Genomic DNA, 16,734 nt, shown 5'->3' with positions numbered 1-16,734 from the left:
ATTAATTTACTACATCAAAAGCGCCGTTTTAACAGTTTGTCAGAATCTCTTTCTTTTATAAGAAAGAGAGTTGGGACTGACGCTCTTTGTGTAATCGCTGTTTTTCAACACGTTACACACGAAGTAAATCAATGAACTTTTACGCCTTTCAGGATCGCGTTATTTCAATATTATCAAATTGTAGCAAAATAGTACCCCGAAACCTTGCCCCGGTCGTTAAAAGTTGCTACTTTAGCCGCCGTTATCGCTCGATTATCAAGCAATTTGACACCTCTCTCTTTCTTATAAAAGAAAGAGATTTTTGCTTTTTTCTCTTCCCTTTGAGATTCAAACTGTCGTTCAAACTCTTCGTTTTCTATTTTTACCGTATTTTTCATACACTCTCTTTCCTTTTTTTACGCACATTAACAATGTTCGTTTATCCATGCGCTGTTACAAATTATACCTCTCTAAAGTTTACTCCTGTACACAACGAACAGAGAAGCCGAAAGCTCTCGATATAGTGTGTTTGAAATAAAGTTTACTGCTTTGAAACTGATAGATATATAAAGAATTATTATCCATGGAAGATGCCCATATATACACCGTATTATTTTTAATGGCGACACTTCCTTCTTTATCCCGATATGCTCCTGTATTATGTTCCCGGAGTGATACTCCCGGAAAGAATGCCGATTTATTGCTTATCTGATCTAAAGCCATTGTTTCGCCGGAACCTTCCGTGTAGACAAATCCTGAGCCAACAAATGTGGAAGATGCCACACTGCTCGTATTAAATGTTTTTAGTGCTGTTCCATCATAAAACCTCAGTGTATTGTTACTTGCCGGAGAATTATTTTCCGGAACCCAACTAAGATTGGTTGACCCAAAGCCAGCCATCATACATTGTTTCGCATCTGCTCCGCCACCCTTATTTGACGGAACCCGCCAGCCTTTCGGGCAGGGATCATAAATCGTTTTACCACTATTGGAACCCCAGGCATCCGGCTTTTTACTGAAAGCTGTATATTCCTCAGAGCCAGATTGGACAAGATAGAATGTCAACGGATTTTGTATCGTATTGTCATAGGCTGTTACATCGCTGTTACGGATCTTATCAATGGATACTTCCTTGCCGTCTCCATCATAAATCGTTTTCATTTCTTTGGCTGTTCCGTCTGCCGAGCAGAAGAACGGGTCTTTACGACCGCCCTGATAGAGCAGACCGAAAGTGCGGACGCCATCCAACAGATTGTTCTGGATACCGGCACGGGTAGCTCCGAGGTTACGGTCCATAATCACTTTCTTGTAAAAAGCACCGTCCGGATCAGTCCACGAGATACCGCCGTACACTTGCACCATTCCGCTTTGGGTAGCTTTTTGTGCTGCCTGAATAGCTGCATTACGGCTCACGGTTGTAATATCGCCGGACAACCCAACCGGTACATAGTCGGATATCCAGAGATGCCAGCTCCATACAATTATACCGCTACTGTTTTTGGCTGCGACCACTGCATTTCCACCGTTGGTAACGGGTACTTTTATATGGATACGTGCCTTTTTGATGTCGCTGCCATCGGTCAGGTTTACCAGGTTCTGATGGTTTGTGTTGTCTACTATATACCCCATCACCAGGTCGCCGCTGGTTCCGGCATCCTTGGTTTGCCAAAGTACTTCTACTTTGTCGATTGTTTTGTTTGTCAGGATGGCACCTGCGGTTGTTAGTTCCGTATTCCAGCCGTCTGTCCCTGCTTCGTGTTCATAAGGGTTGAAACAGATATTTGTACCTGGTTTCATCATGAAGCAGTTGGAGGTCGGTTGCTCGTTAGTACTTTTTACCGGTGTCTGGTCGAGCAACTGAATGCGCGGGTCACTGGTGTAATTGGCATGGTTGATATTGACCGTCCATTCATAATTCTTATTTTCCAGCAGATTGAAATCGTTTGTCTCGTTACCTCCCAGGTAGGCTCGGTAATAGAGACGTTCTTCTTTATTTTTATTGTCTACCACAAATTCAGCATAAGTAGCAGAAGCATTGGCATTCTCTTTATTACGATAGATCGGTGAAGTGGCATAAGAAGATATACCTCGGGCGTTTGCCGGGATCCAAACGGTTTTCGTGCCTTTGGCAAGTTCTGTTCCGGTCAGGCGGTAAGCATCCGTAAATTCAGCGACTGAAGTCGGATAAACTTCACCCCATTTGTCGGTTGTCTCTGTTTCAGGAATAAGACGGTAATGGGCAGGGACCTGGCAGAGTTTGACTTCTTTCAAGGTATAACCGGCATTAGTCATGGCTTGATCGAAGTGCCAGTCTAACTGCACTTTTGCAGCCAAACGTTTAAGCAACAGGCGGACGTCGGAACCTTCGGTGCTTTGGATTTTATATCGACCTTCTTCATAAATAATATTGACATCTTCCAGCAGAAGATAATAAGGCATGTCAGCTAAAGCGGAACCGGTAGCATCGGTAGCTATCCCGTTTATACTGCTGGTTTTTGCTTCCACTAGTATATCAGTAGCGGACCGTACTGCGTCAAGGGTTGCTTTACCGGAAAAACCGCTAAAGTAATTACTGTTGCCATGAGCGATCAGAAGCAGTTTGCAATTGCTTGCAGCTGTCAGACTTACAGTAATAGTTGTTCCGGTGGTTACAGCACTACTCAACATCTGGCTTTGGAGTTTACTGCCTGTGGAATTATATTGTATGATTTCCAGGTTGTAAAGTTGATCGGGTTTACCATTTTCTGCTTTGGTTTGTACGTTGGCAACAGGCAGTACCTCGAAAGCAGCTTTGTTGCTATTACCGTTTGCTTTGCTGGTTGGCGAAGCGGTTGTTCCTACCCCATCTTCTTCGTTGGCAATACCGAGATTGAGCGTTACTTCCACCGTCTCTCCTTCCGACGGATTCACCGCCGAAGGGTCGATTTTGTCTTCGCAACCTGTGCTTATTAATACCAGTGATAAGAGTGCCATAATAACTCCTTTCGTTTCTAATTTATGTCCTATACCTGCCATCCTTTTATCATTAATTTACTACATCAAAAGCGCCGTTTTAACAGTTTGTCAGAATCTCTTTCTTTTATAAGAAAGAGAGTTGGGACTGACGCTATCTGTGTAATCGCTGTTTTTCAACGCATTACACACGAAGTAAATCAATAAACTTTTGTGCCCTAAAGGATGGCGTTATTTCAATATTATCAAATTGTAGCAAAATAGTACCTCAAAACCTTGCCCCGGTCGTTAAAAGTTGCTACTTTAGCCGCCGTTATCGCTCGATTATCAAGCAATTTGACACCACTCTCTTTCTTATAAAAGAAAGAGATTTTTGCTTTTTTCTCTTCCCTTTGAGATTCAAACTGCCGATCAAACTCTTCGTTTTCTATTTTTACTGTATTTTTCATACACTCTCTTTCCTTTTTTTACGCACATTAACTATTACGTTCAGACACACAAAAAGCAGCGCAACACCCGGCAAGGTGCTGCGTAACTGGCCGCAAAAGGGCAGGTGGTATCAAAAAATACATCAGGATGCGCTCTGTGCCTCCGCGATCCCGTGTCAAGCACGGGAACGGGATAGTTCAATTTTTTCTAATTTGGAAAACAACTATTTCCGGGATCAAATACAATTGTTTTCTGAGTTAATATAATATAGTGTGAATTTGTTTGTTAGCTGAGGTGGTTCCCCATATCATTTCATACTATTACTTTCAGCTTTCAGCTACACCCGGATAGCATATTTTTCAATGCTCCTAGCTGAAGGAATGAAACTGTAAAAAAATGTATATAAAAATACAACGTAAAATAACTTCCGGCAAAACATAGGACTTTTGTCTTCAAAGCATATATGCTTTGTCATCAAAAGCCATGTCTTAACATTTCGAAACACCTATGCTTTACCAGCGGATAACTATCGGTGGACAAACGGATAATTATCCATTGGAGAACGGATGCCTACCAGTCTGAGTCTAAATCCTAAATACGCTACCCTTCAGTTGAATCCATTATTTTTCAGGGTATATATATTGCTGAAACCTGAAAGGAGAAGTTTAGGAAACTGCGCTGTACAACTCCGGCTAGGAATTGTATAAAAAAGCCCCGGCAAACAACTACCGGGGCTACGATTCTCTTATTTTTAAGTATTAAGCATGCATCACCAATAACGGCGTATCGGTGTGAAATAGCATCTTGCGTGCAATCGACGGGTTGAACATACGTGCCAGAATATTGCGACGATATGTGCTTAATGCAATCATGTCGATTTGTTTATCGCGGACAAACTTTTCGATAGCCAGCAACAAATCGCCGTCAGCCAGTACCGTATGGGTAATGTTTGCATCCGGATATTGTTTCAGGAAATACTCACGGACACCAGTCAAACGTATTTCGTTCCATTCGTCTTTACTCGTTGATATATTGAACAGATGAATATGAATATCATATCCTTTCACCAGGTCCATAAATTCATCGAAAGCCACCAGGTCGCGCTGGTTGAAGGAAGTAGCGAATGCAATATTTTTGGCTTCGCTAAAATCATTGAAACGTATATTTTCCGGAATTGCCAGAACAGGAACTTTATTCACTTCTATCACTTCACCGGTGACACTACCGATCAGATCCATATCTTTCTGACTCTTTCCACGCGTACCCATGACAATAAGCGTAGGATGATATTCCTTACAATATGCGAGAATCTCTTCTTCAGGCAGACCTTCCCGTAATACATAATTATATTTTACCTTAGGTAATTCGCCAGCCTGTATCTTACGGTTGATCAATGTACAGATGTTCTCCATATCGATTTGTACACGTTTTAATACGTTCTGTACAGACTCTTCTTCATTTACCTGATAAGCCAACGTATCTCCCATCGGAATTGCCGAAGGAAAATATGGGCTGAAATAAGCATGCATGATCATTACTTCCGCACCTGCATGATAGGCATAATTAATACCCAGTTCACAAGCTTTAATGGAATAATCAGAAAAATCAACCGGGATCAGGATCTTTTTCACCTGCGGGGCTGCAACTTCTTCCTGCGTATCCTCACTGAGCCACTTACTGTCCTCTATAATGCGCAAGGCATGAGGCAGATCGCTTTCCTTAATTCTCACACGCACTCCTGCCGAAACGACCGGTTGAATCTGATTTACATTATGTATATAAACTTCAATTCCTTCCGTTTCAAGTATTGTTTTGAGAATCTGAGCTTTCTCAAACGTGTGAATAGCTAATGTTACTAATTTATCTTCCATACTCGTGTGTTTTTATAGATTAAACAATCGGAAAATGCTAATATCACTAATAAAAAAAATCCCACAGCGTTTTTGTTTAGTCAGCTATGGGATTTTTTATGTACTGTAAATTTCTCTACGCCTGTTGTGCTTCAGATACATCCTCTGCTTCTGCCAGTATCTGTAAAGCACGTTCAAATATTGTTGTATCATCTAATACTACCAAACCGCCGTCTGGTCCGGGTTCGATATGTATCCCACAGCTTTTACCATCCTTATAATTATATCCACCAAAATAATTACGAACAGTTTCAACTGATAAACCTAACTCATCTGCAATACGATGAGTGCTACCGTCAGGCAGACGGTCTTTAATTCTGCGCAATTCATTAAAAGTGATTGTCTTTGTCATGGTTTCCTTATTTTGAAGGTTAATACTTCGTTTATTAATTAATGGCACTAACTTAAGCAATATAAATCAGAGGGACAAATTATTTCGTTAAAATAAACCTTTTGGCAAACATGCTTTACGACATGTGTTATATTTAACTGTAACTGCTTATTTTATCTTAAACAGGCAACTAATTGAACATTAAATACTGCTATTATTAAAACAGCTATAAAAATCGCATATACGATCAGACGCTTCTGCCCGGTCGAATATAACTCACAGGCATTACTGCTTGTACCGGTAACTACCGGACGGACTTTGACATATAGCCAATATACCAACCAGCCAAAGAATACTCCTGCGATCGCTCCGGGAACAATATCCGAAATGAAATGGACCCCCAGATATACACGGGTATAAGCGGTAAGAGCAGCCCAAAGGAAGATCGTCCATGTAAACAGCCGGTAACGGAACAACAATGACATAAAGGTCGCAAAACCGAAAGCATTAGCAGCATGGCTGGAAATAAAACCGTATCGGCCACCCCGGTAATCAAAGACAGTTTTTACCTGATCCATAAAATCCGGATGATGTGTCGGCCGGAAACGGGTAAAAATGGGTTTGCATACATGTGAGGCAAACTGGTCGCAAAAAGTTATTACCAGCACTATCGCCAGTAATATCAGGATAGATTCCCGCCATTTCTTCTTATACAGCAGTACGACCAATATAAAAAAGGCTAACGGCAGCCACACTGCCTTACCCGAATACAACCACATAAAGCGGTCAAGGAAAGGAGAATCGCTGCCGTTAAGCATGAAGAACAAATCCCGTTCGTAAACTAATATTTTTTCTACCATCAGATTGTTTCTATATCTTTTGTCGGCATCCAGCCAACATTGCCATCTTCCAGTGCTATTTCACTCCAGTCGCCTAATGTACTTCTGACAGACACTTTTGTTCCTTCATGCAGAACGAACAAATCCGTACCACTTGCATCCGGGGAACTTTTCACCGTTACTGTCGGAGCAAAAACAATAGCATGTGTACGGTTTACCAGTTCGCTCTTCTGATTTGCGGCAAAGATATTTGTCATAATCACGCAAAGCAAAAGTAACACACCGATATAGAAACCGACTTTCTTCAGGCGAATCTGCCTTGAAAAGAAAAACAGGATCAGGCATCCGATGAATAAGATGAAACAAACGATTCCCATTTTAGCCCAGGAGTCAGCTGCTCCCATATTCTGAATGGATTCGAACCATCTGCTCAGGAAAAATCCGTCTACCGGTTCAATCTTGTCAACAGTCTTCTGACGTGCCATCTGTAAGTTGAAACGGACATCGGCGTCACCCGGATCAAGAACCAGCGCCCGTTCATAATTCAATATTGCAGAGGCAATCTTTCCTGCTTTGTAATAAGCGTTCCCCAGATTATAATAAATCTCCGGTGAATCACCATTACTTTTCAGTATTCCTTCATATAACTCGATTGCTTTTCCATAATCTTCTTTGGTATACGCAGTCTCAGCTTCCTTTATCGCTGCATCCTGTGCATAAGCAGTCCATGCCAGACACTGAATCAATAGAAAAAACAATATATTTCTAATCTTTATATTCGTCTTCATCTTATTGCTTTTTAATTGTATTCTCCATCTTACCAATGGCATCTACGGTTAACTCATATAACTTATCCATAGCATCCGAAGCCTGAGCCGGCGCATAACGGGCAAATTCGCAGGTGTTCAAAATATCCATAAACTCATTGGTCAAGGTATCATCCACACCAAATCTAGCCAATTCGGTTTCCACATTATCTTTGGTCAGACTTGCCTGAGGAATATTCAATTTATCACTCAAATATCCCCACAAAGCCCGGAGAACTTCATCATAAAACTCCTCTTTCTTGTTTTCCTTCATCAGCTTGCCGGCATTCTTCAATCTCCTGACTGCGATTTTATTTGCCTTTTTAGTACGAACTAATGCTATATTGGCATTTTCCTTTACTTGCTTGCGATAAATAAAGAAAAAGACAATAAACAGGATGGCCGGTACCAGATAGCACATGTAATACATAAACGATCCAAAGAAAATATCGTTGTTAGCAATGAAATTGAAATCTTTCACTTTCAAGAAACGGATATCTTTACCCAGATACTTCACACTCTCCTTATTGCTGAAATTAGACACGACCGGAGAATTACTGCTTCCCCCCTCGCCTTGTTCTACATGGAGTTTGTAAGGATCGGACTTCAATGTCTTATAAGCACCTGATTTAGGATCAAAATAAGAGAAAGAGATAGCCGGTATCTCAAAATCTCCGGCATAACGGGGAATAGCCATGTATTCGATCGTTTTGCTTCCGCTTACTCCGGCAGTTGTCGTTCTGACATCTGTTTCCTGTTTTGGGTCGAAAGTATCGAAATCATTCGGGAAAACAACTTCCGGGTTCTTGATCAGTTTGATATTTCCGTTACCGGAAATCTTCACTTTAATAGTGACAGCATCATTTGTCTTTACATTATTGGAATTAATATCCGATGTCATGGTGAAATTACCTACCGCACCGGAGAACGATGCCGGTTTACCGGAAGGCAACGGCTTCACATCTATTGTAGCAGGACTCGATACCAATGCTTTCCGTACTCTGTCGTACATGTCATCGAAACTATCAAAGATGCTGTTTATTTTCCGTTGGGTCGGAATACTGATAATAGCGTCGAACTTACCGCTTTCTATTGTCAGTTTTCCTGAACGTTGCGGATAAAGGACTGTTTGTTTCAAAACAACGGTGAAATAGTTACGACCGTTATAATGCTCCTGCGACCATTGCTTTTCCTGCGGCAACTCTATTTCCTGAGCAAGAAATCCTTCAAACTCCGGAAATTTTACTCCTTCCAGTCCGCACATGCGTGCTGCATATAATTTGAAAGTGACCAGAAAACCTTCCTGTTCATATACATTCCGGTTTGAAACTTCCATTCTTACAAAATAATCATCCTTTCCTATACCAGTTCCGGCTTGTCCGCCATTTGCTTCGGCAGCCTTGTCCGGAGGAAGTACTTTTACACTTAACGAATTGGATGTGTAATTCGCTCCTTTTACCTTGATAGAAGCTGCCCCAATATTAAACGTACCCTCTTTCTTCGGCATCAGGATATAAGTAAATGTGTAAGCTACCTCCGAAGAAACATTTCCATTAATAATCTGAGTACTCGAACTTGTGGCAAGAGACGGCCCCATCAGTACTTCGAAATCCGTAAGTTCGGGTATCCGCAAATCGCTTGCCTTCGCTTCAGCATTTACGGTATACGCCAATCTGAATTGTTGCCCCATCACAACAGCATTCGGAGCGACTGCCTTAAAGGTCACATCAGCGGCCTTTGCCATCACCCCGGCTGTTAGAAATAGAACGAATAAGAAAGCTAATCTTCTCATTATATTGTTGTTTTTTCTGTTTTCTGTATCAATTACCATTCTTTATCTGTCTTGCGACGTTGTTGCTGTTGTGCCTGTGCTTTCTTCACTTTCTCCTGCGTATCCTTTTCATCTTGCAGGAAGGCATCGAGCATCTGCTGCGCATTGTCCTGACTCATCTGTTCATTTTGCTGTTGCTCTTGCTGAGTCTTATTTTCTTTCTTGTCGTCTTGCTGTTGCTGCTGCTGATCTTGTTGCTGTTGATCATCCTTATTTTCCTGATCTTCTTTCTTGTCCTGGTTCTGCTGATCCTGGTTTTGATCCTGATTCTCATTTTGCTGATTTTCCAGCAACTTCTGGGCTAGTGCCAGATTGTAGCGGGTCTCGTCATCGGCCGGATTCAAACGCAAAGACTGTTTGAATGCTTCTACACTCTTGTCATACTCTTTATTCTGCATGCTGATGTCGCCCAGATTATGGAATATATTTGCAAGACGGGCTTTTCCTTCTTCAGTTTCAGCCATCTTTTCAGCAATACCGGTCAGCAACTGGTATTGCTCAGCTGCTTCAGGAAACTTTTTCTGTTTGTATAAGGCGTTCCCCAGATTGTAAGTTCCTTCAACTGAACGGGGATTTACTTCCAGACTTTTACGGTAAGCAATTTCCGATTCGGTAAACTTTTCGTTGCCATACAACTTGTTCCCTTCACGTACGTTCTTACGTTCAGCCTTTTGGGCAAACACCGCTCCCGAGCAAAACAGGAGCGCTCCCATCCATATCATTGATTTTCGTATACGTCTCATCTTATCCATTGAATTAAGAGAACAATTTTACTTTTCTGAAAATTCGGTTCTTCCTGTCTAAGGTAAGGAAGTCTACGATCAACAGGATCAATGCGATCCATGCCAGTGTCTGAAATTGTTCGTTGTATTCGGAATAGACTTTGCTGTCGAGTTCCGATTTATTCATCTTCTCTATCTCTTTCTGCAATGCTTTCAATGCAGAGTTGGTATTGTCGGCACGGACATACATGCCATGTCCTGCAGCTGCGATCTCCTGGCACATTTGTTCGCTCAACTTCGTGATAACGACGTTTCCATCTTTATCCTTCATATAATTGTTGGCTCCTGCGACAGGAATCGGAGAACCTTTCGGATCACCCATACCGACAATATTCACATGGATGCCTTTTTCGGCAGCAGCTGCGGCGGCTTTTACGGCATCGTCTTCATGGTTCTCACCGTCCGTGATCAGGATAATTGTCTTATCGGATGTTTCACTGGGAGTGAATGAACGCATAGCCAGATTGATAGCCGAACCAATAGCCGTACCTTGTGTCGATACCATCGACGGATTGATGGATGACAGGAACATCTTTGCCGAAATATAATCGGAAGTGATCGGCAACTGGGTGAAAGCATCACCAGCAAAAACGATCAGCCCCATCTTGTCATCTTTAAAACCATCCGTCAGTTTCGACAGCATCTGTTTAGCCTTTTCCAGACGGTTAGGTGATACGTCTTCGGCCAACATGGAGTTGGATACGTCCAGGCAAACCATTATTTCGACGCCCTGGCGTTTTACGGTTTCCAGTTTAGAACCAAACTGCGGTCCCGCAATAACAAAGATAACCATCGTGATGGCTCCGAACAATAGCCAAAACTTCAGATGCTGGCGTTTGGGAGATACCTCCGGCATCAACTCTGCCAACAATTCGGGATTACCATATTTCTTTATTGCTTTTTTCTTCAGGATGATTGCATATACATAGAATGCAATCAACACCGGAAGGATGAAAAGCAAGTACAAAAAGTCCGGATGTGCAAAACGAAACATAAGCCTTTATATTTACGGTATATTTCTTAACAATGTATTTCTCAATAAAATCTCAACCAAAAGCAGAGCGAATAACAACAAGGCCCAGTTCTTATATTCTTCCTGTTTCTTGCTGTACTGCTGAACGCTGATCTTGGTCTTTTCCATCTTGTCGATCTCCGAATAGATTTCTTTCAGACTGGCATTATCCGTTGCACGGAAATACTGTCCGCCGGTCGTTGCCGCAACCTGCTTCAAAGTCGCTTCATCGATCTCGACATCAATATCTTGATACTGCACGCCGAAAGCTGTCTGGAAAGGATACGGTGCTTTACCTTGTGTCCCTACCCCGATCGAATAAACCCGGATACCGAATGTCTTGGCAATCTCTGCAGCCGTTACCGGAGCAATCTCACCCGCATTATTCACACCATCGGTCAAGAGGATGATCACTTTTGATTTAGCCTGACTGTCTTTAATACGGCTTACCGCATTAGCCAATCCCAGGCCGATGGCAGTTCCATCCTGGATGATTCCCGGTTGAATGTCCTTGAACAGGTTTAACAACACCGTATGATCAGTCGTCAGCGGGCACTGTGTGAAACTTTCAGCTGCAAAAACGACCAACCCGATATTATCGTTCGGACGACCGTTGATGAAGGAAGCCGCCACATCTTTGGAGGCCTCCAGGCGGTTCGGTTTCAGGTCCTGTGCTAGCATACTACTGGAAATATCCATTGCCAGCACAATATCGATACCTTCTGTCGAGGTGTTTTGCCAGCTATTCGTCGACTGCGGACGAGCCAGTATGATAATAAGTACCGCCACTGCTGCCATCCTTAATATAAAAGGAACATGTCTCAGGTATACTTTCCATGAAGTTGCTCCCGGTGCATCGAATGCTTCCGAAGATGATACCTGCAAACTAGCCTGACTTTTGCAGAGCTTCCAGATATACCATCCTATCATCGGGATAAGCAGCAATAACAAATACAGATATGTAGGATTTGCAAATACCATTTTATTCTTTTGTTATATTAGAATCGTTTGTTTCAGTTGCTTTCCCTTCCGTCTCTGCTTCGGGAACGGCAACTTCTTCAATCTTCGTCTGATTAATAAATAAGTATGCATTCACCATACTCAGATCATTCTCATCAGGCAGCGGATTCATTTTTGCGAATTTCACGAAATCAGACAAATTAAGTATCTGTTTCAGATTTTCGTAAACCGAATCAGCTTCGTGCTGCTTGCGGATAATGTCCAGAATCTCGCCGGAAGTCATTTCCATCGCATTGATATCGAAGCGGTCCACGATATAGCGACGCAATGTCTCGGTGATTAACGTATAATACTCCTTGCTGCGACCCTGCTGCCAGAGTTTCTGCTGCTTGATCTCATCCAGTTCCTTGATAGCCTGCTCGTGAGGCGGGAGCTTCGGTTCCGGTTTCTTGAACGGGATAAGGGATTGCTTGTTGCGTATACGTTTAATAATATAGGCAATCACGCAAATCAGGAACAGAGCCAGTAATATGCCATAGATAAGCGGATAGTAGTCTGCCAGCACGAAAGGCGGTTTCCATATATCCTTTATATCATAAAACTCTTCCGGTTTATCCACATTCACAGGAATGGTCGAAACTTTCAGGGCCACCTGGTTTGAATAAACAGTATCGACTCCGTCGATTACTTTAAGTGGCGGCAACAGATACAATGATGAATCGAAAGAGGTAACCAGAATGTCCTGCTTGATCAGCAGGCGGTCGTTCTCGATAACCGACGAATCCGCTTTGGAAAGGCTCAGCACTTCTACCCCACGCATCAATGTGTCGTTGGGGATCACTATCTGAACCGGTTTGTCCTTGTCTGTCGTAACCGTCAAATGTAAAACAGTCTGTTCTCCGATCAGGATGGCAGCCGAATCGATCTTTACATCGATCAATGTCCGCTGTGCCATCATCTTCCCTCCTGCCAGCAGGAACAGAAGAAGGAACAGAAAGCTTTTATTTATTATTTTCTTTTGCATGCTTAACTACGTTTATCAAAAAGAGCAATCAATGCCTTCACATAATCATCTTCCGTACGAATAGAAACCGAATCCACCCGGCATTTCTTGAACGAATCGCTCATAATAGTCTGCCGGCGGTTCCACCATTCCTTATAGGCTTCGCGGACGCGGGCGGAAGAACTGTCGATCCAGCGTTCTGCGCCGGTTTCAGCATCTTTTATCTTCATCAATCCGACAGACGGAAGTTCGGTTTCGCGACGGTCGTACACCTGGATAGCCACTACGTCATGTTTACGGTTGGCAATCGTCAGGGCATCCTTAAAACCATCCTTATCGATAAAGTCGGATATCAGGAAAGTCGTACAGCGTTTCTTTATGGCGTTGGTCAGGAATTTCAAAACCTGGCCGATATCCGTCTTCGTATCCTGTGGCTTGAAGTCGATCAGTTCGCGAATGATATAAAGAATATGTTTTTTCCCCTTCTGAGGTGGAATAAATTTCTCGATCTTATCAGAGAAGAACACCACACCGATCTTATCGTTATTTTGTATAGCCGAAAAAGCCAGTGTCGCAGCGATCTCCGTAATAACTTCTTTCTTCATTACGTTCACGGAACCAAAGTCTCTACTACCCGATACATCGATCAGCAACATCACGGTCAGTTCGCGCTCTTCTTCGAACACCTTTACATAAGGGCGCACATAGCGGGCGGTCACGTTCCAGTCGATATCGCGGATATCGTCGCCGTATTGATACTCGCGTACTTCGCTGAACGCCATACCACGACCTTTAAAGGCAGAGTGGTATTGTCCTGCAAAAATATTGCGGGACAAGCCGCGGGTCTTTATTTCAATTCGCCGAACCTTCTTTAATAGTTCACTTGTTTCCATTTTTCTTCAATTTGTGCTTTCAAAACTGATGTAAAACCGTTTCCCAAGTTGGGAAAGCATTTTACAAGGGTGAAAAACCGTTTCCCAAGTCGGGAAAGCATTTTACAAGGGTGAAAAACTGTTTCCCAAACCGGGAAAGCATTTTGCAAAGGTGTAAAGTCGTTTCCCACGCCGGGAAAGCATTTTACAAGGGTGCAAAGTCGTTTCCCAAACCGGGAAGGCATTTTTCACCAGTAAAAAAGCATTGCCAGAACCGAAGGTTAAGGCACCTCTACCTTATTAAGGATTTCGCTGATCACCTCTTCAGATGTCAGGTTATTCGCTTCCGCTTCGTAGCTCAAACCGATACGGTGACGCATCACGTCGTGGCATACGGCACGGATATCTTCCGGAATTACATAGCCTCTGCGTTTGATAAATGCATAAGCACGGGCAGCCAGCGCCAAATTGATGGAAGCACGGGGAGACGCACCGAATGCAATCATATTGGAAAGGTTTGCCAGACCATGTTCCTGCGGGAAACGGGTTGCAAACACGATGTCGACGATGTAACGTTCGATCTTTTCATCCAGATATACTTCACGCACTACTTTACGTGCTTCCAGTATCTCGTTCTTTGTCAGGATCGGTTTGATATCCGGTTTGATGCCGGAGATGTTCTGACGGATGATCAATTTTTCTTCCTCTTTCTTCGGATAGTTGATGATCACTTTCAGCATGAAACGGTCTACCTGCGCTTCGGGCAGCGGATAAGTACCTTCCTGCTCGATCGGGTTCTGGGTTGCCATTACCAGGAAGGGTTCCGGCAACTTATACGTGTTTTCGCTGATTGTCACCTGACGTTCCTGCATGGCTTCCAACAGTGCACTCTGTACTTTGGCCGGTGCACGGTTAATTTCATCCGCCAACACAAAATTAGCGAAGACCGGGCCTTGTTTTACCTGAAACTCTTCGCTTTTCTGACTATAAATCATTGTACCGATCACGTCGGCCGGCAGCAAGTCCGGCGTAAACTGTATACGGCTGTATTTAGCATCGATCAGTGAGGCCAATGTTTTAATGGCAAGTGTTTTAGCCAACCCGGGAACACCTTCCAGCAGGATATGCCCATCTGAAAGCAGACCGATCATTAACGATTCAACCAAATGCTTCTGTCCAACAATTACCTGGTCCATGCCCATCGTAATCATGTTTACAAACGAACTTTTACTCTCAATCCGTTCGTTCAACTCACGAATGTCTACTGTCTGACTCATAGATTTTTTTCTTATTTATATTGTTATTGTTTCTGCTTGTTTTTATAGTTGCACAAAATTAGAAATGTTAAATTCGTATCCTTCACTTTTGCAGTTAAATAATACTAACCGGAGCGAGAACTATTTTGTTTTATTTTACTTAAAATCGTGGATTTTAGTTACAATTTTCCGGACAATATTTCTGTCTGACGTGCAGCAGCTTTCTCTACGGAAGCACGGCTATGTTTGTCTATTCCGTACAGTTCCGGTACAGGCACCTGTATCTCAGTACCTACGGGGACATTGTTCGGGTCCTTAATGACTGATTTATTATATTCATACAGGTAAACCCAGAATATTTTACTCCCATAATATTCAAGAGAGATCAAGGTCAGACGACTTCCCGGTTCTATTTTTACTTTTGCCAGTATTTTAGGTGTTTGTGCCGCAGACTCGACTATCGGTGCTACGGACTCGACGGAAACCGTATCCTTCTCCTCCACCGTTTCAGGTTCCGCTTCTGTTACTTCGGGTTCTTCCATACGGGTCGTATCCTCAGGAACAACAGCTGTTCCCGGCAACGACATACCTGTCAGGACAGTCGATCTCGACGTATCAGATCCCAAGAATAAACTCCGGTTAAGATACAGGATGATACATACTATTGCAACGATGGCAACAACACCGACGGATACCAGTATTTTGATCCAGGGAGAAGCCGTCGGCTTCTCGTCTTCAATCTGAAACCCGTCCATGCTTGGAAAATTGGCAACTGAAGGTTCTTGCTTCGTCTCTTCTTCTAACTGGTTTGAAGATATATTTTCTGGTTTGGTTTGCTCAGGAATATCATTTTCTGCAGGAGAGGACTCGTCCGGGACTATCGATTCTTCGATTACTTCTTCCGGTTCATTTTCTGCGGGTTCTTCGACTGGCAGCTCAACCTCCGGAAGTTCTTCAGAAACACAGACATCATCTGCCGGCTGCAATGGCTCCGGTGTTTCAACGATCACTTCTTCACTTTCCTGAAGGATTTCTTCGACAGATTCATCTTCCGCTTCTTTGTCTTCCACCGTATTGGATACGTCCAGGTCGGTAAAGTCAACATCTTCGTTCAATTCCGTAGTTTCAAAAAAAGAAAATGGTTTATTTACCAGTTCACGTAATTCTTTATCAGGGAGGAAGGAAAACTTATAATGTGCAGGTATCAGGAAACGCTCACCGGTATTCACATGGATACTCTCCCGTTTTTCTACCAAAACGATTTTAAAACTACCAAGTCCCTTTATTTTAGCAACTTTATCGGTAAAAACTCCCTGTGATACAATGGCAATAAACTCTCTCAGGAATTGCTCGGCGCTATTCCTATCCTTTCCGGTACGCTCGGCCAGTAAACCGGCCAGATCTTGTATTGTCAGCCGACTATTCATTGTCGCTCAGTTCTTTTAGTTTGGATTTCAGGGTCGCCCCCGGCTTAAAGACAGGAACCAGTTTGGGTGGGACCAGATAACGTTTTCCACTTGCAGGATTAACAGAGATACGTTCCGCTTTCTTCTTGACTTCAAACAGCCCGAATCCCTGTAAATAGACAGCATCATTATCCGCCAGTTTCGAACCGACCACAGCCCCAAAAGCGGCCAACATTTCTGTTACCTCTTTCGACGTCCATCCCAGTTTTACAGATAATTCTGTAATCAGTTCCTTGTTTTTCATACTTGCTTCATCTATAGATTCAGCCACGATATTAGTAATTTTTTTGTAAACAGACAAACTTC

Annotated in this window: 16 protein-coding genes; all 16 read right to left on the bottom strand. The window is 42.9% G+C overall.

Annotated elements, in window-relative coordinates; translation table 11 throughout:
- Window positions 1–173: 173 nt before the first annotated feature.
- Window positions 174–377 (bottom strand): hypothetical protein, encoded by a 204-nt coding sequence (locus NBH14_RS15650; RefSeq protein ID WP_186960488.1) that lies wholly within the window; start codon window positions 375–377, stop codon window positions 174–176.
- 79 nt (window positions 378–456) lie between these two features.
- Window positions 457–2,994, bottom strand: a complete 2,538-nt coding sequence (locus NBH14_RS15645; protein ID WP_186960489.1) for a DUF4906 domain-containing protein — start codon at window positions 2,992–2,994, stop codon at window positions 457–459.
- A 182-nt stretch (window positions 2,995–3,176) separates the two neighbouring features.
- Window positions 3,177–3,380: a hypothetical protein gene (locus NBH14_RS15640; RefSeq protein ID WP_186960490.1), complete on the bottom strand. Its 204-nt coding sequence runs from the start codon at window positions 3,378–3,380 to the stop codon at window positions 3,177–3,179.
- A gap of 738 nt (window positions 3,381–4,118) precedes the next feature.
- Window positions 4,119–5,231: a universal stress protein gene (locus NBH14_RS15635; protein ID WP_186960491.1), complete on the bottom strand. Its 1,113-nt coding sequence runs from the start codon at window positions 5,229–5,231 to the stop codon at window positions 4,119–4,121.
- A gap of 115 nt (window positions 5,232–5,346) precedes the next feature.
- Window positions 5,347–5,622 (bottom strand): DNA-binding protein, encoded by a 276-nt coding sequence (locus NBH14_RS15630; RefSeq protein WP_186960492.1) that lies wholly within the window; start codon window positions 5,620–5,622, stop codon window positions 5,347–5,349.
- Window positions 5,623–5,774: 152 nt separating this feature from the next.
- Window positions 5,775–6,461 carry a phosphatase PAP2 family protein gene (locus NBH14_RS15625; RefSeq protein ID WP_186960493.1) on the bottom strand — a complete coding sequence of 229 codons (687 nt, stop codon included), beginning with the start codon at window positions 6,459–6,461 and terminating at the stop codon, window positions 5,775–5,777.
- Complete coding sequence (locus NBH14_RS15620; protein ID WP_007656555.1) at window positions 6,461–7,228, bottom strand: tetratricopeptide repeat protein; 768 nt, start codon at window positions 7,226–7,228, stop codon at window positions 6,461–6,463. Before NBH14_RS15620 ends, NBH14_RS15625 begins: the two co-directional genes overlap by 1 nt.
- Before the next feature lies 1 nt (window position 7,229).
- Entirely contained in the window at window positions 7,230–9,038 is a 1,809-nt protein-coding gene (locus NBH14_RS15615) for a BatD family protein (RefSeq protein ID WP_186960494.1), read from the bottom strand.
- Between the two features lie 32 nt (window positions 9,039–9,070).
- Entirely contained in the window at window positions 9,071–9,820 is a 750-nt protein-coding gene (locus tag NBH14_RS15610) for a tetratricopeptide repeat protein (protein ID WP_186960495.1), read from the bottom strand.
- 13 nt (window positions 9,821–9,833) lie between these two features.
- Entirely contained in the window at window positions 9,834–10,853 is a 1,020-nt protein-coding gene (locus NBH14_RS15605; protein ID WP_186960496.1) for a vWA domain-containing protein, read from the bottom strand.
- 12 nt (window positions 10,854–10,865) lie between these two features.
- The gene (locus NBH14_RS15600; RefSeq protein ID WP_186960497.1) at window positions 10,866–11,852 is read right to left on the bottom strand and encodes a vWA domain-containing protein; all 987 of its coding nucleotides are present in this window, start codon (window positions 11,850–11,852) and stop codon (window positions 10,866–10,868) included.
- A 1-nt stretch (window position 11,853) separates the two neighbouring features.
- On the bottom strand, window positions 11,854–12,855 hold the full coding sequence (locus NBH14_RS15595; RefSeq protein ID WP_186960498.1) for a hypothetical protein: 1,002 nt from the start codon (window positions 12,853–12,855) through the stop codon (window positions 11,854–11,856).
- 2 nt (window positions 12,856–12,857) lie between these two features.
- Complete coding sequence (locus tag NBH14_RS15590; RefSeq protein ID WP_186960499.1) at window positions 12,858–13,727, bottom strand: DUF58 domain-containing protein; 870 nt, start codon at window positions 13,725–13,727, stop codon at window positions 12,858–12,860.
- Window positions 13,728–13,987: 260 nt separating this feature from the next.
- The gene (locus NBH14_RS15585; RefSeq protein WP_007656548.1) at window positions 13,988–14,983 is read right to left on the bottom strand and encodes an AAA family ATPase; all 996 of its coding nucleotides are present in this window, start codon (window positions 14,981–14,983) and stop codon (window positions 13,988–13,990) included.
- Window positions 14,984–15,141: 158 nt separating this feature from the next.
- The gene (locus NBH14_RS15580) at window positions 15,142–16,389 is read right to left on the bottom strand and encodes an HU family DNA-binding protein (RefSeq protein ID WP_186960500.1); all 1,248 of its coding nucleotides are present in this window, start codon (window positions 16,387–16,389) and stop codon (window positions 15,142–15,144) included.
- The gene (locus NBH14_RS15575) at window positions 16,382–16,729 is read right to left on the bottom strand and encodes an HU family DNA-binding protein (RefSeq protein ID WP_007656546.1); all 348 of its coding nucleotides are present in this window, start codon (window positions 16,727–16,729) and stop codon (window positions 16,382–16,384) included. Before NBH14_RS15575 ends, NBH14_RS15580 begins: the two co-directional genes overlap by 8 nt.
- Between the last annotated feature and the right edge of the window lie 5 nt (window positions 16,730–16,734).

The organism is Parabacteroides caecihominis, from assembly GCF_023656785.1.
In the GTDB taxonomy this organism is placed as follows: domain Bacteria; phylum Bacteroidota; class Bacteroidia; order Bacteroidales; family Tannerellaceae; genus Parabacteroides; species Parabacteroides segnis.
This window is presented reverse-complemented; position numbering and strand designations above follow the sequence as displayed.